A 21,764-nucleotide genomic window follows, 5' to 3' on the forward strand; every position below is an offset into this window, starting at 1 on the left:
ACTCCCCGGAAGGTTTCGGGTAATGCGATCGAACAGGTGAACGGGCCCGCACTCGCATCGCTCGAGCCGTCCGGCTTGATGGGAATGTAGCGGCGGCGGTCGCCGGCTGATGAGCGCCCCTTGAGCCACGCACCAGCCGGTGTCGTCGGCATTATTCAGTTCTGCGGCGTCGGCGGTGGCTGGTGTCGCACAGGGGATAGATCTTCGAGCGTCGGCACAGGCACACCGCGACCAGGAAACGGTCGCAGCGCACCACCCTGCCGTCGTCGGTGACCAGTTCGACCGGTCCCTCGACCAGCGCGGGGCCTTCTCGGGTGATGCGGACGCGGCGGGGCTCACGGTTTGATTCGGTCGGCACGGATCACCACCAGTTCCTCGCTCGTCTCGCTCGGATCGAGCAGGCCGGCGTCCCGCAGCCAGCGGGCGCGTGATCGCAGGACGGGTCCGAAGGCCGTGGTTCGGCGTGCCACCACAGCGGCCTTGAGCCCGCCAGCGCGCAGGCGCTGCAGAGTGCGCTCGGTTCCGCACAGCGCCGAATGCACGATCAGTGCCGTTCCGTCGCGATTGAGCGACTCGGGCAGGATGTCACACAGCGGGTCGAGCAGAGCGCGCCCGGTCGGCCCGGCCTCCCATGCTTTGGCGCGGCCCCGGCTGGGCGGAGCCGAGGGACCCGGGACGTAGGGCGGATTGGCCAGAACGGTGTCGAAACGACGGTGCCGCAGTACGTGGGCGAAGTCGTTGCGCAGTAGTTCGATACTCATGCCCCGGCCGCGGCTGTTGAGCCAGGCCGAGAAGACGGCGGCACGGGATATGTCCACCGCGGTAACCGTTTTCGCGCCCAGGCGGTGTGCGTGCACGGCCACGGCACCGGTGCCGGTACACAGATCCAGAACCGCTTTTCCCGGAGGTAGGGCCGCGTCGGTCATCGCTCGCATCAGCAGTCGGGTGTCTGCTTGCGGTCGGTAGACGCCTGGTGCGCGGAACAACCTCATGATCACCGGATACCCTCACGGCGCTGTTCAATCAGGCTTTATCAACTCGTTGTCGCGCAGGGAGGTTCGATCCGCGCGCCAGCTGTCGAGCAGGTGCTGGTCGATCCGGTTCTCCAGCAGGGCGGTGGCCTGTATCCCGAAGACGATCGATGCGGCCTGATCCGGTTCCTGTCGCAGCAGATCGCCGATCACCTCGTGCCGCATGACCTGTTCGTGCACGGCGTCGGCCTCCACATGCTCGGTATAGAAGCGGATGCAGGCAGGGTCCGCGTCCAGGCGTCGCAATATGTCGGCCATCCGCCGCGCCGCCGGCGGTGAGGTGATCTCGACCGTCGCGAAATGACCGACCAGCGCGCCTCGCCACCGGCTGTGCAGCCCGAACAGGGACATCATGTTCACCAGGGCAAGCATCGGCGCCGGGACCACGGCGAGGTAGTGCAGGTAATCGGAGGACAAATCCGCGCCCTCGAGCAGGTCGGCGAACAGTCGAGCGTGCACGCGGTCGCCGCGCCCGGCGCCGAACTCGTCGAATTCCACGGCCACGAGAGACGCTTTGGCTTGCCCGCGCAGTCGCGGAATCGCCCAGACGTAGGGGTCGGCCTCCTTGTGGTGGTAGATCGAGCGGTGCACGAAGTACTCCCGCACGTGCCACCAGTGGCCCTGGCTGTCCAGGAAGCCGCCGACGCCCTGCGCCTCGGCGGGTGCGGTGGTCAGCGCGTTCAATTCGCCGTCGAGGTCGCGGCCTCCGGAGACGTCGTCGAGCAGCGCGGTCAGGAAGCGGTCTTCCATATCCGCGCGCAGGCGCAGTACACCGGGATCCCATTCCAGATCGGGGTGCACCGATTCGAAGCCGTGGTAGTGCAACTCGTAGCACATGTGCAGCGCCAGGTGCAGATCGTCACCGTAGGGGTCCGCGGTGTCGACCGGCGGTGTCGACGGCGAGGGAACATCGCGCAGGATGTCGTGCAGCGCTGCCGAAATCGGGCCTCGCGGCTCAGGCAGTGGGGGAGCCGCGGGGTCGTCGGTTATCGGCGGGCGCGACCGGACGGCGCTTGCCGCCCGGTCGCGTGGTGAGCGGTGATCGACCGGAAGTCGATCCGCTCGTTCGTCAGTGGCCGCCATGGCTGCGCCGCCCGCCCTTGGATTTGGCTTCGGCCGATTGAGCCCGCGCGCCCCTACGACCTGCTTCGCGGGGATCGGCGGCGTTGCGTTCGCCGAAGCTGCCGGTGCTCGCCCGGCCGCCGCGGCTGGCTTGCTCGAGGGTGTCCGGGCGGTTTCCGAATCGACCAGGGTTGTTCCGGTTCGGCATTGCTGGGCCTCCTTCACAGTCGGAATACGCGTCGATCAGTGACCCTGACGTTCGGGAACCGACGGAATTCGCCGGTTCGTGCGTCGTCGTTCCAGGAGCAGCCAGCTCACTCCGGCGATGCCGCAGACCACGCAGGTCACCGCGCCGATCACCGCCCAGCCGGCGAAGCCGTATCCCGCCGCGGTAAGCGTCAGGGCCAGGGCCGCCATGGCCAGGCCGCACAGGACGATGCCGGGGACGTTGTATGGGTCCTCGATGCCTTCGCCCGCGTGGTGTCGGCGCGACAACCGGCGCGGGAATTCGCGGCGGGCCGTGTTCGCCGTGGTCCGACGGTTCGGCAATTCGGTCATGATGTCCTCCATGAGGTGGGGCCGATATCAGCCGGGTTGCTCGTGGGTCTGTTCCGGTCCGCCCGGTTCGTCGGCTGCCGTTCCGAGGTCTTCGGCGTATGTGTGCGGGACGAGATCCCTGGTATCGAGTTCGCGGAGGTCGGCCGTGAGATCCTCCTGCTCGGAGTCGCGGTCGGGATCGTCCTGTTCCGGCAGCTGGGGTGCGGTTGCCGCACCGGTGAGGTCGGGCTCCTCCTCGGCCAGGCGCTCGGCGAGCGGTCGGGCACGGGCCTGCTCCGAGGCCGTCATGCCGTACTTGTCCACTCCGGACCAGTGCTCGGGCGGATCCATGGCCCGTTCGAGCGGATCCTGTCGAAGGCGGTCCTCGTCGAGGTCCTCGGCGCTGTTCAGAGCTCCCGGATCGGTTTCCACCGCATCCGGTGTGCCGGTGTCCTGTGGGGGATCGTAGGTCTCTCGGGCGTCGGTCACGGCTTCCTCCTTCCCACACCCCCGACCTTCCCGCAGCCCGCGTCGTCAAACCCGGCAGATCCGAAACGGGATGAGAAGGCGGCGCGCTGTACCCCGGGCACGGCGTGTCGCGTACCGCGAATGCCAGGCCGTAATGCTTGCCGACCGCTGAAACTGCCTGTTCTGCAAGCTATGTCGGTGCTCATCCGGTTCGTGCCGACCCTGCTGTACATTGCGCCACGCGCGAGTGTCCGATATCGGATAATCACATCCGTGACAACCACAGAATCCGACGATGCGGACATGGCCGGCCAGGTCATCGGCGGCGGAACCGCGCACAGCATCGGCAGTTTCCGCTTCTGGTTCGCGGACCGCCGATGGGAGTGGTCCGACGAGGTCGCCGCGATCCACGGATATGCGCCCGGAACCATCGTGCCGACAACCGCGGTGCTGCTGTCGCACAAGCATCCGGACGATCGCGACCAGGTCGCCCGGACCCTGGCCGCGATGACCGAGACCGGCGAGCCCTTCTGCAGCCGGCACCGGATCATCGACACGGGCGGGCATGTGCGGCAGGTACTCGTCGTCGGCGATCAGTTGCTCGACGACGACGGGCGTGTGGTTGGCACCGCCGGCTACTACATCGACGTGACCGAGAGCTTCGACCAGGAACGCAAGACGGCGCTGGACGATACGCTGCCCGAACTCATCGAGGCACGCGCGGTCATCGAGCAGGCGAAGGGCGCGCTGATGCTGATCTACGGCATCAACGCCAAGCAGGCGTTCCGGGTACTGCGATGGCGATCGCAGGAAACCAACACGAAACTGCGAGCCCTGGCCGAGCAGATCATGATCGAGGTGGCTCAGGCGAGAGGCGGCCCGCTCGAACAGCGCACCCGATTCGACCATTTGCTGCTGACCGTGCACGAAAGGATCGAACCGAGCTGACCGTTGCCGAGCACTCCGGCTCAATCGTGGAGTGCCCGCTCGCGCAGTTCGGTCAGGGTCGCGGTGAGGATGCGGGAGACCTGCATCTGCGATACCCCGATCTGTTCGGCGATCTGGGACTGGGTGCGATTCTCGAAGAACCGCAGGTGCAGCACCTCGCGTTCGCGGGCGGGGAGTTCGCGTAGCAGCGGGGCGACGGCGAGCGCGTTGTCGGTGAGCTCGTACCCGGTGTCTTCGGCGCCCAGTTCCCCGGCCACCCGCGCGGCTCCGGGATCTCGCTCGGGGTCGTCCGGTGAGCTGTCGATGGTGTCGGCGGTGTAGGCGTTGGCAGCCAGCAGCGCCCGGGTGATCTCGAGGCGGTCCACGTCGAGTTCGGCGGCCAGTTCCGCCGCGGTCGGCATGCGGTTCAGCCGGTGCGTGAGCCGTTCGGTGGCCGGTCCGAGAGCGGCCTGCAGTTCCTTGGCCGGGCGTGGGACGCGCACCATCCAGGTTCGGTCGCGGAAGTGGCGGCGTACCTCACCCATGATCGTCGGCACGGCGAAGGACAGGAACGAGGCGCCCTTGCCCGGCTCGAACCGGTCGACCGCCAGCACCAGGCCGAGCGAAGCCACCTGACACAGGTCGTCGTAGGTTTCCCCGCGCCGGGTGTAGCGGCGTGCGATGTGTTCGGCCAGCGGCAGGCATCTGTCCATGATCTGTTCGCGCAGCCAACCGCGTTCGGGATCTTCGGGTGGCAGGGCCACCATCTTCTCTAGCCAGGGTTCGATGTCGTCGTAGCTGTCGTGGCCCCGGCTGGACCGTGACGCGGATGCGAATCGGGCTGTGAGGTGGGTAGTCATCGGATACCTCCGGCGGCCGAGTGCCTGCGCGGCGGCGCTGGGTAATGAACGCTGCCACGTCAGAAGGTCGCGAGCCCCAGTATTGTCGAATCCGCTCGCACGGTCAGTCCAGAAAACGAAGCGCTCTGTCCAGTGCACGAAGCCTCGCCGCGGCCGTCCGCGAGAAGGACCGCCGGTGCGCACCATCGCGATACCCGTGCGACCGGTGTGCACACGCCGTGATTGGTAAGTGATCGCCCGGGTATCCGCCGCCGGACTGCATCGGATGACACGGACAGGAGCGGACATGGTTCAACAGGTTGGCGATTACGTGCTGGCGCGCCTGCGGGAATGGGGTGTGCGGCAGGTTTTCGGCTATCCCGGCGACGGTATCAACGGCCTGGTGGCCGCGTTCGGCCGCGCGGGGAACAAGCCCGCGTTCGTGCAGGCCCGGCATGAGGAGATGGCCGCGTTCGAGGCGGTGGGTTATGCCAAGTTCAGCGGCGAGGTGGGAGTCTGCGCGGCGACCTCGGGCCCGGGTGCGATCCATCTGCTCAACGGGTTGTACGACGCGAAACTCGATCATGTTCCGGTGGTCGCGATCGTGGGGCAGACCGCGCGCAGCGCGATGGGTGGTAATTATCAGCAGGAAGTGGACTTGCAGGCCCTGTACAAGGATGTGGCCAGTGACTATCTGGTCGAGGTGAATGTCGCCAGTCAGCTGCCCAACGCGCTGGATCGCGCCTTCCGGATCGCCCGCACGCGCAGTGCGCCGACCGCGGTGATCATTCCGTCGGATCTGCAGGAGGAGCCGTACCAGGCGCCCACGCACGAGTTCAAGCAGGTGCCCTCGAGCCCGCCGGCGCAGTCCGGGGCGCGGGTGGTGCCCGACCGGGCCGAGGTGCGGCGGGCCGCGGAGATTCTCGAGGCCGGGTCGCGGGTGGCGATCCTGGCCGGGCAGGGCGCGCGTGGCGCTGCCGCGGAGCTCACCGAACTCGCGGAGATCACCGGGGCGGGCGTGGCAAAGGCGCTGCTGGGCAAGGATGTGCTGTCCGACGATCTTCCGTTCGTCACCGGGTCGGTCGGTCTGCTGGGTACCCGGCCCAGTTACGAGTTGATGCGTGATTGCGACACTTTGTTGATCGTCGGCTCGAATCTGCCTTATGCGCAATTCTTTCCGGAGTTCGGTCAGGCGCGCGCGGTGCAGATCGATATCGACGGAGCGATGATCGGCATGCGCTATCCGACCGAGGTGAATCTCGTCGGTGATGCGAAAGCGACTCTGTCGGAGTTGATTCCGCTGTTGACGCGTAAGACCGATCGCAGTTGGCGGGAGAAGATCGAAGCGGGAGTGGCGCGTTGGTGGGACACGATCGAACGGCAGTCGATGCTCGAGGCGAAGCCGGTGAATCCGATGCGTGTGGTGTGGGAGTTGTCCCAGCGTGTCCCCGACAACGCGATCCTGACCGCTGATTCGGGGTCTTCCACCAACTGGTACGCCCGGTGCCTGCGGATGCGCGGGACGATGCGCGGCTCGTTGTCCGGGACGCTGGCGACGATGGGGCCCGGGGTTCCGTACGCGATCGGTGCGAAGTTCGCGCACCCCGACCGTCCGGTGATCGCGCTGGTGGGTGACGGGGCGATGCAGATGAACGGCCTTGCCGAGTTGATGACCATCGCCCGTTACCACGAGCAGTGGAGTGATCCGCGATTGATCGTGTGCATCTTCCACAACAACGACCTGAACCAGGTGACCTGGGAGTTGCGGGCGATGGGCGGTGCACCGAAATTCGAAGAGTCCCAGTCGCTTCCGGATATCTCCTATGCCGAGGTCGCACGGGTGCTGGGTTTGTCCGCCGTCGCGATCGACGATCCGGGCCAGCTCGCGGGCGCGTGGGACCAAGCGCTGCACGCCGAGGGGCCCACGGTCCTGGACGTGCGCTGTGACCCGGAGATGCCTCCGATCCCTCCGCACGCGACCTTCGAGCAGATGAAGGAGACCGTCGAGTCGATCCTGCGGGGCGATCCGAACGCCTGGCACATGATGACCCAGGGAGTGAAAACCAAAGCGCAGGAATTCGTTCCGAACCGCACCAGCTGAAACATCTACTCGCACAGCCAGGGAGCGCGACATGGACAATCGGACCGACCAGGACGTCGTCGATGTGCTGACCGCCCAGCACCAGCAGATCTCGACATTGATAGAGCAGATCCGCGGCGATCACGATGACAAACAACAGCTGTTCAACGAACTGGTGCGACTGCTCGCTGTGCACGAGAGCGCCGAGGAGGAGGTGGTCCATCCGGCCGCCAAACGTGCTGCCTTCGGTGTCGAGGACATGGTGAAAACCCGCCTGGGCGAGGAGAATCGCGCGAAGCAGCACCTCGCGGACCTGTACGACATGGGCGTCGAGCACCCGGAATTCGCTGCGAGATTCGCCCGCTTCGCGGACGCGGTCGCCGACCACGCCGCCCACGAGGAGGCCGAGGAATTCACCATGCTGCGCAAGCAGTTCTCCGAAACCCAGTTGCAGCGGATGGCCGAATCCGTGCGATTCGCCGAATCGGTGGCGCCGACCCGCCCGCACCCACGCGCGGGGGAGTCCGCCGTCGCGAATGTGCTCGTGGGCCCGCCGTTCGCGCTCTTCGATCGAATCCGCGATGCTCTTCGCGACCGGGGCGAGGACACCCACGCATGAGTGATACGAGCTCCGGGAGCCGTGCCGGGGCGGTCCTGGAGGCGATCGTGTGGTGGGCGACGGGCGTGGCGGTCTGGCAGGCCACGGTGACTACGCCGAGCGTGCAGGAATGGGTGGCCGCCGCGTTGTTCGCGGCGCCGGTCGCGGTGTGCGCGCGGGCGGCGCGCCATGCCGCTCGCGGCTCGTGGCGGCTTCCGGCGGAGTCGATCCTGTTGTCCGCGCGGCTGATTCCCGCGATCCTGGCCGACAGTGCGGGCGCGATGTGGCTGGCGGTTCGCCGTCGCGGCGCGGGCGGTGAATTCGCCCAGCTCCCAATGCCATTGGAACCAGCCGAGGCGCGGCGCGCCGGGCGTGAGGCGATGACGACGGTGCTGACCTGCGCCACTCCGGGCGCACTGGTCGTCGGCGCCGACCGGGAACGCCAATGCCTGCACGTGCACACGCTGCCGCTGCCGCCGACCGCGATGGCTCGGCGAATGCGCCGGTCCACCGCGACGGGGGACCGCCGATGAGCCGTGCGATATGGCTGACCGCCAGTGCCGTCCTGCTGATCGGTGCGATCGCGCCGTGCTTGGTCTTGACCGCCCACGACACCGCCGCGCACAGGCTGGTCGGCCTTCAGCTGATCAGTTCGGTGACGACCATCGTCCTGGTGGCCGTCAGCCTCGGCGTGGGCCGCCCGGACTATCTGATCGTGCCCTTCGTGCTGGCCCTGCTCTCCTTTGCCGGAACGCTGGTGTACACGCGGCTGATCGGAGCGTCCGATGGCTGAGGTGGCCCAGTGGGCGGCGGTCGGCGCGCTCGGGCTGTCCGTGGCCGCCGCGGTAGCCGCGACCCTGGCGACGGTGTGGATGCGGGATGTCCCGACACGATTGCACTATCCGGGCATCATCGGATCGGTGAGCGGGCCGCTGCTGGCATTGGCCGTCCTGCTCGACGAGGGGCCGGGCCTGACCGCCCTGACCGTGGCCGCGACCATGGCGTTGCTCGCGGTCACCGGTCCGGTGCTGACCGCCGCGATCGGCAAGCTCAACGCACCTGCCGCGGTCCGCCCCGCCGAGGACGGCCGGGGGGAGCGATGAGCGTTCTGCTGGCGATCGCGCTGATCCTGGTGGCAGTCGCGGGGACGATCGTGGTGTGGACCGATGCTCCTGGGCGGCAGGCGGTCTCGTTGGCGGTGTACGGCGTCCTGCTGGCTCCGGCGTTTCTGCTGCTGGGCGCGCCCGACGTGGCGTTGTCGCAGATCGCGGTGGGTTCCGCGGTGGTACCGCTGATGGTGTTGCTCGCCGTCCGCGTCGTCGCGAAACGACAGCGCCGATGACCACCACCGGACGGTGGGCGGTGTTCCTGCTCGGCGCGGCGGGCGTGCTGGCGGCGCTCCTCGTGGCGGTCTGGCACCTGCCCGCGTTCGGCGCGGACGCGCATCCCTATCGCGACGCCGCCGTCGCCGCCGCCCAGCAGCAGAACTCACCGAATGTGGTGTCCTCCATCAACTTCGATCAACGTGGCTTCGACACCCTCGGCGAGGAGGCCATTCTCGTCGCGGCGGTCCTGGGCGCGGCCACCCTGCTGCGCGAGTCGGTGCCTGCACGGGCGAAGGCCCCTGTCCGCAAGGCCGGACTGCTGGCCGCGACCGCGATGGCCGGATATCTGCTGCTGCCGATCACCCTGGTGATCGGCGCCGATGTCGTCGTGCACGGCCATCTGACGCCCGGCGGCGGCTTTCAGGGCGGTGTCGTGCTGGCGACCGGTGTCCATCTGCTCTATATCGCCGGAGACTACGAGGCGCTGCGACGCGTACGCCCACTGACCTGGTACGAATTCGGCGAGGCGGGCGGTCTGGGCGCGGTGGTCGTCCTCGGTGTGGCGGGACTCGTGAGCGGGGCCGGGTTCCTGGCCAACATCGTGCCGCTCGGCAGCGCCGGGCAACTGCTGTCGGCGGGAACCGTGCCGGTGTACAGCTGTGCGGTCGGCATCGCGGTCGGCAGTGGCGTGGTCGTGCTGCTGGCGCAATTCCTCGACCGGCACGAGTCGGCCGAAAAGGGTTGCCCATGAGCGTATTTCCGTATGTGGTGGCCGTGTGGCTGCTGCTGGCCGGTATCACCGGCGTCGTGCGCAGCCGCCATCTGGTGCACACGGTCGTGTGCGTGTCGATCGCCCAGTCGAGCACCTATGTCCTGCTGCTGGCGATCGGTTATCAGCGTGGCGCCACCGCGCCGATCTTCGGATCGGCGAACCCGCCGGGGTCGCGGGTCGTCGATCCGGTCGTGCAGGCGATGGCGTTGACCGACATCGTCGTCTCGGCGACGGTGACCGCGCTCCTGCTGGCCCTGGTGATCCAGGTCGCCAAGCGGCACGGCACCGTCGTCCCCGACGAACTGCATGCGCTGCGCGGCTGAATGCTCACCCCGAATGCCCTGCCGCCCTTGGTGATAGCTCTGCCCATCGCCGGTGCGTGTCTGTTGCTGGCCCTCGGACGGCACGTCTCCCGGCGGGTGATCGACAGCCTCGCCCTCGCGGTGGCGGCGGCGGGCACGGCGTGCGCGGGCTGTCTGTTGTACGCCGCCGGTCACGGCGCGGTGGTGACCTGGGCGGGCGGATGGCGGCCGACGGCGCATTTCGCGGTCGGCATCGTGCTGGTCGCCGATCAGGTCGGGGCCGGGGCCGCGCTGCTGGTCGCGGTGCTGACCCTGCTGGCGCTGTTGTTCGGCTGGCACTACTTCGACGATCTACAGGCCCACTATCCCGCCCTGATGTTGCTGTTCAGCGCGGGCATGAGCGGATTCGCGCTCACCGGCGACCTGTTCGACATGTTCGTGTTCTTCGAGTTGATGAGCGTCGCCGCCTACGCGCTGACGGGCCTGAAGAACGAAGAACCCGAATCGGTGCAGGGCGGCCTCAATTTCGGCGTGATCAACTCGCTCGGCGCCTACCTGTGCCTGTTCGGAATCGGACTGGTATACGCCCGCACCGGGCAACTCGGCCTGCCCCAACTCGCCGCCGAACTGGCAGGTCACGGCCGCGATATCGTGGTTATCGTCGGATTCGCGCTGGTCGTCACGGGGTGGCTGGTGAAGGCCGCGGTGGTGCCGTTTCATTTCTGGCTGGCCGACGCTCATGCCGTGGCCCCCGCGCCGGTGTGCGTGCTGTTCTCCGGGGTCATGGCGCCGCTGGGGATCTACGGTATGGCCCGGCTGTATTGGTCGGGGTTCCGCGTCGCGCTCGCACCGGCGGCCGTGCATCGGATGATGCTGGTGCTCGCGCTGGTCACCGCCGTGCTCGGTGCGGTGATGTGCCTGATGCAGCGGCATCTCAAACGCATGCTGGCCTATTCGACGATCGCGCATATCGGCCTGTTCCTGCTCGGCATCGCCGCATTGACACCCGCCGGCGTCGCGGCCGCGGCGCTCTACCTGGCCGGGCATGCGGCGGTGAAGGGCGCGCTGTTCCTGATGACGGGAATCATCCTGTCGCAGTACCGATCCCTGGACGAACATCGGCTCTTCGGCCGGGTCCGGCATCCCGGTATCGGCGCGCTGTTCGTGGTGGCGGCGGTGATGCTGGCCGGATTGCCGATGACGGGCGCCGGGCTGGGCAAGGCGCTGCTCGAGGAATCGGGCCGTTCGGGGGCGCTGACCGCGACGGTGATCGTCGTCTCCGCACTCACCGGCGCGGCGGTGCTGCGCGCCGGACTGCGCGTGTTCTTCGGCTCGGGTGATCGGCCCGGCGTCGCGAACACCGAGCAGGAGACCACCGGCGCGCACGAACAACCCGACGCCGCCACACCCGCCGGGCGTCCGCCCGCGACCATGGTCGGAGCGGTGGTCGCCCTGCTCGCGCTCGCGGTCGCGCTGGGGGTCCCCGCGGTCGCCGGGGCGGCCGGTCCGGCAGCCGCGCAGTTCTGTGATTCGCTCGGCTACCGGACTCGTGCGTTGCGGGGAATCGCGACCGTCGCCCCGGGCGGACCCCATATCGAGTGGACCGCGACCGGGATCGCCTGGGGCGCGGCCTCGGCCGCACTTGCCGTGGCGATTGCCGCCTGCGCCCTGTTCCTCCCACCGAAACTATTGCCGCGCACGGTGTCTCGCTCGACCCGGACGCTCACCACCGCGCTGCACCGGCTGCACAGCGGTCACCTCGGTGACTACGCCGCGTGGCTGATGGTCGGCGCGGCCGTGGTCACAGCCTTGATCGCGAGTGGTTGACGCACCTGGCGACGTTCATCCGTTCGTCCCGGCTCAGCTGGGAGCGGTGGCGACCTGCGCCTGCCACATCCAATGCAGTTGTTCCAGCCGGGCTGTCATGCCGATGAGCAGGTCCTGGGTCACCGGGTCGGCCTTCTCCGTCTCGTCGATCCGCTCCCGGAGCCGGGCGATCACCGCGCCGAGATTGGCGACGATCGCATCGATGACCGCTGTGTCCTGCTGCCAGCCCGCCGGGAATCCGATCGCCGAGGAGGATTCGGCGACCGCGCTGGCGCGCCCGTCGGGGCTGACCCCGATCGCGGTGGCGCGCTCGGCGGCCTCGTCGGTGAAATCCCTTGCAGCGGTGACCAGTTCGTCCAGGGCCAGATGTACCGAGCGGAAGTGGCGTCCGATGACGTTCCAGTGCGCCTGCTTGGCGATCAACGACAGGTCGATCAGATCGACCACCGTGCCGCGCAGGGCATCTCCGGTAATGCGTTGTGCGTTCTCGTCGAGCGTGCTCGTAATCGGCTTCGACATCGTGGTGTGTCTCCTCTCCATGGGTGTGCCCCGCGCCGCCGAACCGGTGGCCGGTACGGGGTGTTTCTCAATTGGGAATGAAACGCGCTGCTCCCGCGCCGGATCGTTGCTCGGTCACGCCCGCGTCCATCGAGCGCAGCCGGTCGTCGAGGGTGTCGTGATAGAAGTCGATGAACCCGTCCGGATCGGGTCCGGCGTTCATCAGGACGAGGTGATCGAATCCGGCGTCGACATACGGGCGGGCCGCCTCGACATAGGCCTCGGGGTCGGAGCCGCAGGTGAATTGGCGGCGGATGTCCTCCTCGCGGACCGTGCCCGTCGCCGCGGCGAAATTCGCGGGGTTGGGCAGCTCACTCATCACCTTCCACCCGGTCACCGCCCATCGGGAGGTCTTCAGGGCCGCGCGTGCGGCGGCCTGCTCGTCGGCGGCCCAGGCGACCGGCACCTCGGCATAGCGGGGGCCGGTGCCGCCGGATCGCCGGTAGTTCTCCACGAGATCGGGCAGCGGCTCGGTGGCGAACAGGCCGTCGCCGAGGTCGGCGGCCAGGCGTGCGGCCGCCGGGCCGCCCGCCGCGACGGCGATCGGTGGCGGCTCATCGGGCAGATCGAATACCCGAGCGTCCGACAGCTGGAGGTATCGGCCCTGGTAGGAGTGGTAGCCCCCGCGCCACAGCAGCCGGATGATCTCCAGTGCCTCCCGCAGCATCCGGTGTCGCATCCGCACCGAATCCGGGAAACCGGTCCCGACGACGTGTTCGTTGAGTCGTTCCCCGGATCCCACGCCGAGAGTGAACCGGCCCTGTGAGGTCAGCGCGACCGTCGCCGCGGCCTGCGCGATGACGGCGGGGTGGTAGCGGACGGTCGGGCAGGTGACGCCGGTCGCCAGTCCGAGCTGTTCGGTGCGGGCGGCGATCGCCCCCAGCACCGTCCAAGCGAACGGTGAATGCCCCTGAACATCCAGCCAGGGATGGAAATGGTCACTGATCTCGACGAAATCGAATCCGGCTCGCTCGGCTCGCACCGCCTGCCGGATCAGCTCCACGGGCCCGAACGCCTCTGCCGCCAGTTTGTATCCGATCCGCACCGGACGACCTCCTCCCGCATCGGCATCCGGGGTCGCGGTCTTCGTCGGAGGAAACCGCGTGCGCGCCGGACTTGCTGTTGCCAGCGGCTACCCCGCACACCGAAGGGCAAACGGCCGTATACTCGATCGGCGCGATGTGACGACACTCACAGTGTGTGCTAGAGGGCGACCCGAAGCGGGTACCCCCGCACTACGCGATAGCCTCCCCGCGGCCGGTAAAACAGATTGCTGTCGCTCCGGGGCTCGTTTTTTCGGGCAAAGAGGGAACCAAATGGCGATGAAGTTCGACAGTGGCAGCCTGGCGGCCACTGAGCAGTTCTTGAACCGGAATTACACGACGATGCAGATCGGCAACGTGAGCGAGGGACCGATCCGCAGCCACATCACGCGCGAAGTGATGGGGACGGTCAGCCTGGACCAGCTGGATCTGGGCTTCGACATGCACTACGACGCCGATCCCCTCGGCAAGATCTGCTTGTGCGGGGTGGAATCGGGATCGATCGAGGAAAACTACCTCGATGAGGGCGCGGATGTGTTCCAGCCGGGGGAGATGGGGATCCTCACCCCGCCGCAGCTGCCGTACTCGGGCGTCATCCGGAGTGCCCGCTACACGATCACCATGTTCGAGCCGGAGGAACTGACCCGAGCGGTGTCGGTGAACGATCCCGGCACCGCGCCGGTGAGGTTGATCGGACACCGGCCGGTGACGGCCGCGGCCGGTCGTCGGCTCAGCACGACTATCGCGCACATGCGACAGCTCGCCGCCACATACGACGGCGAGGTGCCCACGCTGGTGGCTGCGACGGCGACCCAATACCTCGCGGCGGCCGTGCTCGAGGCGTTCCCGAACTCCGCGGACATCGACACCGCGACAGGCGACCGAACCGACGCGCATCCGGATGCGGTGCGCCGGGCGATCGCGTACATGGAATCCCATGTGGGCGAAGACATTTCGGCAGCGGATATCGCCGCGGCGGCCTATGTGACAGTGCGTGCGCTGCAACTGGCGTTCCGCCGCCATCTGGACACCACGCCGACCGCGTACCTGCGACGGCTGCGGCTTCGCGGCGCCCACGAGGAGCTCACCGCGAGCACGCCCGAGAGCGGCGTCACGGTCGGTACGGTCGCCGCTTCCTGGGGATTCGGTCATCAGGGACGCTTCGCCGCGCTGTATCGCCGGCACTACGGACGATCTCCGGGCGACACCCTTTACGCGTGATCTCGCAGGCCGGACGCGCGTCCGTGTGCCGAGGATCGTTTCGCGGAACCGGTCCGGGGTATGCGGCCTGCACGGAGAGATTCCGACTGGAGGCCGCGGGGGACGTGCCGCAAGCACCGGCTCGGCACGGACCACTGCAGAGAAGAGGTTCGAGCGAGATGAGTGAGGGATACAGTGCACCGGCCACAGTGCGCGTCCGAGTGACGGCGGAGCACGAGCAGCTGATGATGCTGCGCGCACTCACCGACACCGCCCTGCTCACCACCGAACTGACACTCGACGGCATTCTCGATGTTCAGGTGGCGATAGACGAGGTCACCACCGATCTGATCGAGATGGCGGCGGACGGCTCGATGATCGAATGCGATCTCGAATCCGGCGACGGCCGGATCGCGGTGCGTATCAGCGGGATCGCCGTGACCCGTGCGGCCATCGATGAACTAGGTCTGGGCTGGCACATCATCCGCACGGTCACCGAATCGCCGAACGCGGACATCGGTTCGTACGACCACGCCGCGGGCGGCTACCCGGTGACCGTCGAATTCGGGCGAACAGGTCCGGGCTAGAGCGTCGAGCGGTCCGGTCGGAACAGCACACCCGCGCCGGTCGCCAGGGCCGAGGACGTCCCGGCGATGGTCCAGCCCACCGGGCCCAGCGGGCGGCATCCGAAGTATGTGCAGATTCCTGGCGTCATCACGATCGTGAACAGCACCGCGCCGCTGGCCGCGGTCGTCGCCCAGACCAGTGGGCTGCGGTGTCCGGCCATCAGCGTCTGACCGAGCTGAGTGCCGATCAGCGAGACCAGTCCGATGGTGGAGGCGCGCCGGTTCGTGCCGGTGAAGCGGCCGATCGTCCACGCGGTGGTGGCGCCGAGGGTGGTGACCGCGGCGCGGGTGGCGATCGCGCGGGTCAGATCGGCGCCGAGATCGGCGGGCGGCCTGGCGGCGAGTTCGGTGGCGAGGTCCTGGGCGCGCAACTGGTCGTCGTCGGACGCCGTGGCCTCGGCCCCGCCCTGCGGCGACAGTGCCACCGCCATCGCCGGGAACATATCGGTCAGCATGTTGACCAGCAGGAACTGCCGCGTGCCCAGCGGCGCGCGGCCGGACAGGGCCGTGCCGAGCACGGTGAAGGCGACCTCCCCGGCGTTGCCGCCGACCAGCACGCCGACCGCGTCGGTGATCCGCTGCCACATGCCGCGTCCCTCGGTCAGCGCCGCCAGCAGCGCCAGCGGGTCCGGATCGGTGAGCACCAGGTCCGCGGCGTTGCGGGCGGCGGTGGAACCGCTTGCGGCGAGACCGATTCCGATATCGGCGGAGCGGATGGCCGCGGCGTCGTTACCGCCGTCACCGGCCATCGCCACCACCCGGCCCGACCGCTGCAGGCTGGTGACGATCTGAACCTTCTGACGCGGTCCCACCCGGGCGAACACGTTGGTGCGCTCGATGAGCTCGGCTCGCGCGTCGTCGTCCAGGCCGTCCAGATCGGTTCCGGTGGTGACGGTTTCGGTGTCGATGCCGAGCTGCCGGGCGATCGCGGCGGCGGTCACGGGGTGGTCTCCGGTGATGATGCGGACGCCGATGTCGTTCTCGTGCAACGCATCCACCACATCGTGCGACTGCGGCCGCGGAGTGTCGGCGAGGCCGACGAAGCCCACCAGCGTCAGTTCCTCGACCGCGTTCTCGACGTCGTCGGGCCTGCGGTGCAACTCGCGCCGGGCGACCACGAGCACCCGCAAGCCCTGCCGGGCGAGCCGGTCCACCACCTGTTCCGCGTGCGCCCGATCCTCGGCGGACAGCGCGACGGCGGTGGATTCACCGTGCTGGTCCGATTCGCGGCGGCGGGTGCAGCGCGGCAGCACCACTTCGGGCGCGCCCTTGACCACCAGGCGCATGCGGTGCGCGGTGCGGCCGAGCGTCGCGGCATAGCCGCGATCGGACTCGAAGGGGATTTCCTCGACGGCCGACCAGCTGTCGTCTCCGGGCAGATTGTCGCGGGCCGCGTCCAGGACCGCGCGATCGGTGGCGTGCACGACCGGGCCGTCGGGATCCGGGCACGCGTGAGCAGCCTCCCGCAGCAGCCGCCGGGCGCGTGGGTCGTCGGCGTCGGGGGACCACTGCCCGGTCAGATCGGCGACCGCGGTGAGCTCGAGGCGGCCGTGGGTCAACGTGCCCGTCTTGTCGAAACAGATCGTGTCGACCCGGCCCAGGGCCTCGACGGTGCGGCTCGCGCGGACCAGCACACCACGCCGGGTCAGGCGGCGTGCGGCGGCCAGCTGGGCGACCGTGGCGACGAGTGGAAGTCCTTCCGGCACAGCGGCTGTCGCCACCGCGACGCCCTCGGCGATGGCCTCGCGCAGACGTCGGCTGCGCAGCCAGGACAGTGCGGTGACCGCGGACCCGCCCGCGACCGTCAGCGGCAGCGCCCGCTCGGTCAGCTGCCGCAGCTGCGCCTGCACGCCGCCGAGCGAGGGCGGGACCGCGGACGTCGCGGCGCGCTGAGACTCGGTGTCCGCGCCCGCCGCGACGACGACCGCCAGGGCGCAGCCGTTGACGACGGTACTGCCCTCGAACACCATGCCGCTGCGTTCGCCGAGTTCGGCTCCCGGCGTCGCGGCCGAAAACTTCTCCACCGTAACCGATTCGCCGGTCAGGGCCGACTCGTCCATCTCGAGTTCGTCGGCGCGCACGATCCGGCCGTCCGCGGGGACCACGTCACCGGCGCGCAGGACGATCGCATCACCCGCGCGCAGCCGGTCCCCGGGCACCCTGTCCTCGTCGATGTCGGCATCGGGGTCGCCCCGCAACGCCGATCGCGGAACCCGGCGCCCGATGACGGTCTCGCCACGCAGCAGACGGCGCAGGGACGACTCCGCGCGCTGGCGCTGTAGCGCCGAGGCCGTGGCATTGACGGCGAGCACCGACCCGACGAGCACCGCGTCGGCGGGGGAGCCGAGGATGGCCGAGGCGGCCGCGCCGACCCCGAGGATCGGGGTGAGAGGGTCGGCCAGCTCCTGTCGCACCCGGCCGCCGAATCGAACGAAGGGCGCCAACCTCTGCCGCGCCCAGCTGTCGGACACCTCCGTGCCCGTGTCGGCCGAAGGCCCCGGATCGGGTAGCACCGCCAGCACATCATCGGATTCCATTGCGTGCCAAGGCAACAGCACCGTGCCGGTGGCGTCCGGCTCGGCGCGCCCGGCCTGCCACGCGGTCGCCGCGCCGGAGAACAGACCGCCGAATTGCGCGGCGGTGACCGGCCATTGGCTGTTCCGGCGTGGCCTCGCGGCGAGCACCAGTGCGCCCAGAGCCCCCGCGGACAGCGCCAGGACTCGTCCGCGCTCACTGGCCTGCCGGGCCGGTGCGACCAGAGTGAGCAGGTGGTGGACCTGGTCCAGATCGTGGCACAGCACGTCCGCGCTCCAGGGCACGTGCGCCGCGCCCGCCGCATCGGCCCCGATCAGCCCGATTCCGGCGTCCGCGGTGGCCAGCGCCCGGTGCGCGCGGGTCGCCAGCATCGCCACCACGTGCCCATCGCGTTGTGACCGGCGCACGACATCACACGCCGACTGCCGGTCCGAGACGAATTCGTCTGCCAGAGAACGCACTTGCTCGTCCCGGTCCGCGCCGATCAGCACGATCCGGAGCCCGGCGCGGCGCGCGGCCGCGAGCAGAGCCGGGGTGCGCGGATCGAGTTCGCGGCCGACCAGCACCCGGCCGACGACGCGCCCGGCGACACGGACCTCCTGCCATGCCGGACCCTGTCGCGATTCCGGAGAATCGACCGGCCGCAGCTCGACGCGGGTCGAATCATCTTGTGGCGCAATATTTTCCATGTCCATCTGGGAAACGAACAGCGCATGCTGTCCGGCGCTCCATACGCGCTCGGGCGGCCAGCCGTCGTCCTCGGTACGAGCGCCCAGGACGATCGAGCGCTCGCCGGACAAGGTGTCCGCGTCGACGACGAGCACATCGAGACGGTCGAGTCGTCGCCACATCGCCGGATCCATGGTGACCACGCCGGAGGCCGACATCAGCAGCGCGGCGACCGCCGCGAAGCTCTCCCGGCTCGCGCGCGCCGCCTTGGGTGCGCCCAGGGCGAGCGCGGAGGCGGCGTCGCCGAGTCCGCGTCCGGCCACGGTGGTGACCATGCCGGCCAGTGCACCGGTCGCGGATTCGTCGGCGCTGTGCTCCACCGGTCCCGCCGGAAGTTCCTCGGGTCGGGCCTGGGCGAGCAGCGGTTCGGTGATCTCCTGCGCGGGCTGTGTGGCCAGCTCGGATTCCCAGCGCCGCCATCCCACATGCCGTGCGCCGGCCTCGGCCAGGATGAGGGTTCGCAGCACCGCATCGGCCAGCAGGCTGCCGGGGTCCTCGCCCGCGACCTGCCCGATCGTGCTGGCCGCACTCAACAGCAGGTCCGTGCGTGGCCGTCCCATCCTGGATTCCAGCAGGGTGCGGATCCTCGGTTGTGTGTCGGCCACGCCGGCTGCCGCGGAAAGGAACTCGAGCGGACCGTGCTTGCCCGGAAACAGAGCGCCCGCCGCCGCCAGACCCACGCCGGTCAGGTCCGCGGCCAGCGAAATCGCGGCCGACAGGGCGGGTTCGAGATCCGCCGGATGTGTCGCGGCGGGATCCCACTCCAGGCCATCCACGCCCGCGCCGCGTTCGGCGTCCGCGACGGCCGTGACCGCGTCGTCGGGATCGACGTCCTCGTCCAGGTCCAGCACGACGTGGCCGGTCACCGCGTTGATGTGCCAGTCGCGCACGCCGGCGCACTCATCGAGCTGCTGCCCGACGGCCTCGGCCACCTCGCCGCTGCGCCCGGATGTCAACCCGTGCACCTCGATCAGCACGTGGTCGCCGACCGCCGCGACGCGGCGATCACGGTGCAACTGCGGGTCCGCCAGGGCCATGAGTTCATGGCGCACTTGCGCGAGCGGAACCGCCGCGAGTCGGTCCCGGACCTCGCGGCCGCCGGCCTCCGCGATCCGGAACGGCAACGTCGCGGTGCCGGTCACCAGCGACAGCCCCGAATGGACTGTGCGCGAAGCCGTTCCGAGAAGTTCGCCGATCACGTGCCTACCTCCGTGCGCGGGTGTATCGTGCCGACCGGCTACCCGTCGCGAGGCAGTTCAATCACCGGCGGGAATGCTCGCGGCGCGACGGAATCGTCTTTCTCCGAGCGGCCGCAGTTTGGTACGCGAAATCCGGGTAATTCGGTGGCGAGGTGCTGGGTGCCGTGCCCGCACGCGAACGCGAGGTGGGAAACGATGACAATGAACGGTGGCCAGGAGATTCCCCCGCTCGATGACGCGCCGGATATCGCTCGCTCCGCCGGTGCGCAACCGGGAGAAGTGTTGGCGGACACCAGGAATTGGCCTGCTTTCGTCCTTCTGTTGTTCGGAGCGCTCGCCGTGATCGTCGCGGTCGCCGCCGCGGTGGCGGGCGCGTCAGGGGTGGCGGCCGTGAGCGCGATTCTGGCCATTGCCGCTGTCGCCGGCGGGGTCGTGACGATCGTCGCGGCGAACCGACGTCGCCGGGCATCGACAGTCGCGGGCCCCGCGTCGCGGGTGTTCACTCCGCCGGAGGGGTGACCGCGGGTGCAGTCTGCGGCGGTCGCGGTCACCGGCCGTTTGAGGCGCCGATCGCCGGGAATGCGGTGATGATGAAGGACGTACTCGAGCGTGAAAGCAAATGGGAGGTCGATTGGACCTTCAGTCTTCCCAGGCTGGACGATGTCGTCGCCGACAGCCGCGTCGAGGAGAGATCGGTCGAGCTGACCAGCATCTATTTCGACACCGCCGATCGGGATCTGTTCGCTCACGACCTGACCTTGCGTCGCCGTGAGGGGGAGGACGAATCCGGCTGGCAGCTGAAGATCCCCGCCGCGGACGGCCGGGTCGAGGTGACCGCAGCTGTGTCGGAGGAATTACCGAGCGAACTCGCCGAGGTGGTGAACGGCGTCGCATTGGGGAAACCATTGCGCGCGATCGCCAATATTCACACGGTCCGTCATCGTCATCGCCTACTGGATTCGAACGGTGAACTGATCGTCGAGATCGATGACGACAACGTGGACACGACACGGGCCGATCGGCCCGCGCAGACGCTCGCCTGGCGCGAGATCGAGGTCGAACTCGGCCCGCGCACGAAGAAGATTCCGGCGAAACTGCGCGACAGGCTCGCCGCGTCGGGGGCGCACACATCGACCTATCCCTCCAAATTGTCGCGGGTATTGCCGGAGCGAGCCGGGGTGTCGGATCATGCCTCCGCGGCGGAATGCGCCGTTCACGAATACCTGAATACACAGATCGATCTGATTTTCGCCGGTGATGTCGAACTGCGCAGGGGACACGAACCGATCCACGACACGCGCGTGGCGACGCGGCGGCTCCGCAGTACGCTCCGGGTCTTCGGCGCGCTGCTGGACCCCTCTTCCGTCGGCGAGATGGACGACGAACTGAAGTGGTACGCAACACTTCTCGGAGATGTGCGCGACTGCCAAGTGCAACGCCGCCGACTCGCGGCCGAAATCGCGGCCCTGCCGCCCGAACTCGTCCTCGGTCCCGTCGCGGCGCGAATCGACACGACGTTGCTGAGCCGCCAGCTGCGCAGCCGCAAGGCTCTCGCCGAGGCCATGGACTCACAGCGCTATCTGCGACTACTCGCCACGTTGCAGACCTGGAAGACACATCCGCCGTTCGGACGGCGGATCCGTGGCGGCCAACTACTGCGGCGCGCCCGCCGGGCCGCGGCCAAGGCCGACCGCCGGCTGGCGACCGCCCTGCACAACCGTCGCCCCGAGTCGCTGCATCGCGCGCGCAAGGCCGCGAAACGCGCCCGCTACGCCGCCGAACTGCACGAGCCCGTGCGCAAGTCCGCACGCGCACGGTCGAACGCGAAGTACTACAAGAAGATTCAGCGGATACTCGGCGACTACAACGACGATGTCGTCTCGACCGAACTGCTGTGGCGAGCCGCGACAGCGGCAGGCGCGGCGCGGGACGAGAACGGCTTCACCTACGGCCTGCTGTACGCGAACGCGATGCACGACGCCGATACCGCCCGCCAGCGCGTCTCGGCGCTCGCCTCCGATTAGGTGCGTGGATTATGTGGTGTGGCTTCAGGTTCGGTGTTCGTGCGCGCGGCAGCGCGTACACCAGCGGCACCACCGCTGCGGC

The 21,764-nt window shown here is 68.8% G+C and carries 24 protein-coding genes; 14 read left to right on the forward strand and 10 right to left on the reverse strand.

All coding sequences use genetic code 11. The features are described 5' to 3' along the window. Positions 1 to 151: 151 nt before the first annotated feature. From NM2_RS28630 to NM2_RS28650, 6 genes are read right to left on the reverse strand one after another with little or no spacing between them, the layout of a single operon-like run. The gene (locus tag NM2_RS28630; RefSeq protein WP_067674897.1) at positions 152 to 358 is read right to left on the reverse strand and encodes a CDGSH iron-sulfur domain-containing protein; all 207 of its coding nucleotides are present in this window, start codon (positions 356 to 358) and stop codon (positions 152 to 154) included. Continuing rightward, positions 336 to 992, reverse strand: coding sequence for a HemK2/MTQ2 family protein methyltransferase (locus tag NM2_RS28635; protein ID WP_067674900.1), 657 nt, complete (start codon positions 990 to 992; stop codon positions 336 to 338). The genes NM2_RS28630 and NM2_RS28635 overlap by 23 nt, the downstream gene beginning before the upstream one ends. Before the next feature lie 27 nt (positions 993 to 1,019). Further along, a complete protein-coding gene (locus NM2_RS28640) occupies positions 1,020 to 2,114 on the reverse strand; it encodes an iron-containing redox enzyme family protein (RefSeq protein WP_084531643.1) in 1,095 nt (364 codons plus the stop codon). Beyond that, positions 2,101 to 2,301 carry a hypothetical protein gene (locus NM2_RS47910; protein ID WP_084531644.1) on the reverse strand — a complete coding sequence of 67 codons (201 nt, stop codon included), beginning with the start codon at positions 2,299 to 2,301 and terminating at the stop codon, positions 2,101 to 2,103. The genes NM2_RS28640 and NM2_RS47910 overlap by 14 nt, the downstream gene beginning before the upstream one ends. 35 nt (positions 2,302 to 2,336) lie before the next feature. Continuing rightward, the gene (locus NM2_RS28645) at positions 2,337 to 2,651 is read right to left on the reverse strand and encodes a hypothetical protein (protein ID WP_067675037.1); all 315 of its coding nucleotides are present in this window, start codon (positions 2,649 to 2,651) and stop codon (positions 2,337 to 2,339) included. A 27-nt stretch (positions 2,652 to 2,678) separates the two neighbouring features. Continuing rightward, positions 2,679 to 3,119: a hypothetical protein gene (locus NM2_RS28650; RefSeq protein ID WP_067674903.1), complete on the reverse strand. Its 441-nt coding sequence runs from the start codon at positions 3,117 to 3,119 to the stop codon at positions 2,679 to 2,681. Between the two features lie 243 nt (positions 3,120 to 3,362). Between NM2_RS28650 and NM2_RS28655 the strand changes: the two genes are divergently transcribed. Beyond that, positions 3,363 to 4,046, forward strand: a complete 684-nt coding sequence (locus NM2_RS28655; RefSeq protein ID WP_439956930.1) for a PAS and ANTAR domain-containing protein — start codon at positions 3,363 to 3,365, stop codon at positions 4,044 to 4,046. Between the two features lie 20 nt (positions 4,047 to 4,066). Here the strand turns inward: NM2_RS28655 and NM2_RS28660 are convergent, their stop codons facing one another. Further along, positions 4,067 to 4,885, reverse strand: coding sequence for a SigB/SigF/SigG family RNA polymerase sigma factor (locus NM2_RS28660; RefSeq protein WP_067674906.1), 819 nt, complete (start codon positions 4,883 to 4,885; stop codon positions 4,067 to 4,069). A gap of 286 nt (positions 4,886 to 5,171) precedes the next feature. Here NM2_RS28660 and NM2_RS28665 point away from each other — a divergent pair, with 286 nt between their 5' ends. The 9 genes from NM2_RS28665 to NM2_RS28705 are packed head-to-tail and all read left to right on the forward strand — an operon-like array spanning position 5,172 to position 11,768. Beyond that, complete coding sequence (locus tag NM2_RS28665; RefSeq protein ID WP_067674909.1) at positions 5,172 to 6,965, forward strand: thiamine pyrophosphate-requiring protein; 1,794 nt, start codon at positions 5,172 to 5,174, stop codon at positions 6,963 to 6,965. 31 nt (positions 6,966 to 6,996) lie between these two features. Further along, complete coding sequence (locus NM2_RS28670; protein WP_067674912.1) at positions 6,997 to 7,563, forward strand: hemerythrin domain-containing protein; 567 nt, start codon at positions 6,997 to 6,999, stop codon at positions 7,561 to 7,563. Continuing rightward, complete coding sequence (locus NM2_RS28675) at positions 7,560 to 8,075, forward strand: Na+/H+ antiporter subunit E (RefSeq protein ID WP_067674915.1); 516 nt, start codon at positions 7,560 to 7,562, stop codon at positions 8,073 to 8,075. Before NM2_RS28670 ends, NM2_RS28675 begins: the two co-directional genes overlap by 4 nt. Continuing rightward, positions 8,072 to 8,335: an MrpF/PhaF family protein gene (locus NM2_RS28680; protein ID WP_067674918.1), complete on the forward strand. Its 264-nt coding sequence runs from the start codon at positions 8,072 to 8,074 to the stop codon at positions 8,333 to 8,335. Before NM2_RS28675 ends, NM2_RS28680 begins: the two co-directional genes overlap by 4 nt. Continuing rightward, entirely contained in the window at positions 8,328 to 8,645 is a 318-nt protein-coding gene (locus tag NM2_RS28685) for a monovalent cation/H(+) antiporter subunit G (protein ID WP_084531645.1), read from the forward strand. Before NM2_RS28680 ends, NM2_RS28685 begins: the two co-directional genes overlap by 8 nt. Then, complete coding sequence (locus NM2_RS28690) at positions 8,642 to 8,884, forward strand: DUF4040 domain-containing protein (RefSeq protein ID WP_067674924.1); 243 nt, start codon at positions 8,642 to 8,644, stop codon at positions 8,882 to 8,884. The genes NM2_RS28685 and NM2_RS28690 overlap by 4 nt, the downstream gene beginning before the upstream one ends. Continuing rightward, complete coding sequence (locus NM2_RS28695; protein ID WP_067674927.1) at positions 8,881 to 9,618, forward strand: MnhB domain-containing protein; 738 nt, start codon at positions 8,881 to 8,883, stop codon at positions 9,616 to 9,618. Before NM2_RS28690 ends, NM2_RS28695 begins: the two co-directional genes overlap by 4 nt. Next, entirely contained in the window at positions 9,615 to 9,962 is a 348-nt protein-coding gene (locus tag NM2_RS28700; protein ID WP_067674930.1) for a sodium:proton antiporter, read from the forward strand. Before NM2_RS28695 ends, NM2_RS28700 begins: the two co-directional genes overlap by 4 nt. After that, a complete protein-coding gene (locus tag NM2_RS28705) occupies positions 9,963 to 11,768 on the forward strand; it encodes a complex I subunit 5 family protein (RefSeq protein WP_067674933.1) in 1,806 nt (601 codons plus the stop codon). Positions 11,769 to 11,801: 33 nt separating this feature from the next. Here the strand turns inward: NM2_RS28705 and NM2_RS28710 are convergent, their stop codons facing one another. Both NM2_RS28710 and NM2_RS28715 read right to left on the reverse strand, forming a co-directional pair. Beyond that, positions 11,802 to 12,287 carry a Dps family protein gene (locus NM2_RS28710; protein WP_067675043.1) on the reverse strand — a complete coding sequence of 162 codons (486 nt, stop codon included), beginning with the start codon at positions 12,285 to 12,287 and terminating at the stop codon, positions 11,802 to 11,804. Between the two features lie 67 nt (positions 12,288 to 12,354). Further along, positions 12,355 to 13,371: a TIGR03557 family F420-dependent LLM class oxidoreductase gene (locus NM2_RS28715; RefSeq protein ID WP_067674936.1), complete on the reverse strand. Its 1,017-nt coding sequence runs from the start codon at positions 13,369 to 13,371 to the stop codon at positions 12,355 to 12,357. Positions 13,372 to 13,648: 277 nt separating this feature from the next. On the opposite strand from NM2_RS28715, the gene NM2_RS28720 reads away from it, so the two are divergent. Both NM2_RS28720 and NM2_RS28725 read left to right on the forward strand, forming a co-directional pair. Continuing rightward, complete coding sequence (locus tag NM2_RS28720) at positions 13,649 to 14,590, forward strand: AraC family transcriptional regulator (protein ID WP_245718266.1); 942 nt, start codon at positions 13,649 to 13,651, stop codon at positions 14,588 to 14,590. Positions 14,591 to 14,748: 158 nt separating this feature from the next. Beyond that, the gene (locus tag NM2_RS28725) at positions 14,749 to 15,156 is read left to right on the forward strand and encodes a hypothetical protein (protein WP_067674941.1); all 408 of its coding nucleotides are present in this window, start codon (positions 14,749 to 14,751) and stop codon (positions 15,154 to 15,156) included. On the opposite strand, the gene NM2_RS28730 is transcribed toward NM2_RS28725, so the two are convergent. After that, the gene (locus NM2_RS28730) at positions 15,153 to 19,658 is read right to left on the reverse strand and encodes a cation-translocating P-type ATPase (RefSeq protein ID WP_067674944.1); all 4,506 of its coding nucleotides are present in this window, start codon (positions 19,656 to 19,658) and stop codon (positions 15,153 to 15,155) included. The genes NM2_RS28725 and NM2_RS28730 overlap by 4 nt on opposite strands. A 195-nt stretch (positions 19,659 to 19,853) precedes the next feature. Between NM2_RS28730 and NM2_RS28735 the strand changes: the two genes are divergently transcribed. Both NM2_RS28735 and NM2_RS28740 read left to right on the forward strand, forming a co-directional pair. Beyond that, on the forward strand, positions 19,854 to 20,177 hold the full coding sequence (locus NM2_RS28735) for a hypothetical protein (protein ID WP_157121367.1): 324 nt from the start codon (positions 19,854 to 19,856) through the stop codon (positions 20,175 to 20,177). Positions 20,178 to 20,245: 68 nt separating this feature from the next. After that, the gene (locus NM2_RS28740; protein WP_067675046.1) at positions 20,246 to 21,682 is read left to right on the forward strand and encodes a CYTH and CHAD domain-containing protein; all 1,437 of its coding nucleotides are present in this window, start codon (positions 20,246 to 20,248) and stop codon (positions 21,680 to 21,682) included. Positions 21,683 to 21,764 lie beyond the last annotated feature (82 nt).

This window comes from Nocardia miyunensis NBRC 108239 (assembly GCF_001613065.1).
Lineage (GTDB): Bacteria > Actinomycetota > Actinomycetes > Mycobacteriales > Mycobacteriaceae > Nocardia > Nocardia miyunensis.

Excerpts from the sequence above, each read along its gene's own strand:
- NM2_RS47910 (WP_084531644.1), bottom strand. The coding sequence starts at position 2,301 with ATGCCGAACCGGAACAACCCTGGTCGATTCGGAAACCGCCCGGACACC.
- NM2_RS28720 (WP_245718266.1), top strand. The coding sequence starts at position 13,649 with ATGAAGTTCGACAGTGGCAGCCTGGCGGCCACTGAGCAGTTCTTGAAC.
- NM2_RS28645 (WP_067675037.1), bottom strand. The coding sequence starts at position 2,651 with ATGACCGAATTGCCGAACCGTCGGACCACGGCGAACACGGCCCGCCGC.
- NM2_RS28685 (WP_084531645.1), top strand. The coding sequence starts at position 8,328 with ATGGCTGAGGTGGCCCAGTGGGCGGCGGTCGGCGCGCTCGGGCTGTCC.
- NM2_RS28725 (WP_067674941.1), top strand. The coding sequence starts at position 14,749 with ATGAGTGAGGGATACAGTGCACCGGCCACAGTGCGCGTCCGAGTGACG.
- NM2_RS28660 (WP_067674906.1), bottom strand. The coding sequence starts at position 4,885 with ATGACTACCCACCTCACAGCCCGATTCGCATCCGCGTCACGGTCCAGC.
- NM2_RS28705 (WP_067674933.1), top strand. The coding sequence starts at position 9,963 with ATGCTCACCCCGAATGCCCTGCCGCCCTTGGTGATAGCTCTGCCCATC.
- NM2_RS28675 (WP_067674915.1), top strand. The coding sequence starts at position 7,560 with ATGAGTGATACGAGCTCCGGGAGCCGTGCCGGGGCGGTCCTGGAGGCG.
- NM2_RS28710 (WP_067675043.1), bottom strand. The coding sequence starts at position 12,287 with ATGTCGAAGCCGATTACGAGCACGCTCGACGAGAACGCACAACGCATT.
- NM2_RS28680 (WP_067674918.1), top strand. The coding sequence starts at position 8,072 with ATGAGCCGTGCGATATGGCTGACCGCCAGTGCCGTCCTGCTGATCGGT.
- NM2_RS28640 (WP_084531643.1), bottom strand. The coding sequence starts at position 2,114 with ATGGCGGCCACTGACGAACGAGCGGATCGACTTCCGGTCGATCACCGC.
- NM2_RS28670 (WP_067674912.1), top strand. The coding sequence starts at position 6,997 with ATGGACAATCGGACCGACCAGGACGTCGTCGATGTGCTGACCGCCCAG.
- NM2_RS28695 (WP_067674927.1), top strand. The coding sequence starts at position 8,881 with ATGACCACCACCGGACGGTGGGCGGTGTTCCTGCTCGGCGCGGCGGGC.
- NM2_RS28665 (WP_067674909.1), top strand. The coding sequence starts at position 5,172 with ATGGTTCAACAGGTTGGCGATTACGTGCTGGCGCGCCTGCGGGAATGG.
- NM2_RS28740 (WP_067675046.1), top strand. The coding sequence starts at position 20,246 with ATGATGAAGGACGTACTCGAGCGTGAAAGCAAATGGGAGGTCGATTGG.
- NM2_RS28735 (WP_157121367.1), top strand. The coding sequence starts at position 19,854 with ATGACAATGAACGGTGGCCAGGAGATTCCCCCGCTCGATGACGCGCCG.
- NM2_RS28700 (WP_067674930.1), top strand. The coding sequence starts at position 9,615 with ATGAGCGTATTTCCGTATGTGGTGGCCGTGTGGCTGCTGCTGGCCGGT.
- NM2_RS28690 (WP_067674924.1), top strand. The coding sequence starts at position 8,642 with ATGAGCGTTCTGCTGGCGATCGCGCTGATCCTGGTGGCAGTCGCGGGG.
- NM2_RS28635 (WP_067674900.1), bottom strand. The coding sequence starts at position 992 with ATGAGGTTGTTCCGCGCACCAGGCGTCTACCGACCGCAAGCAGACACC.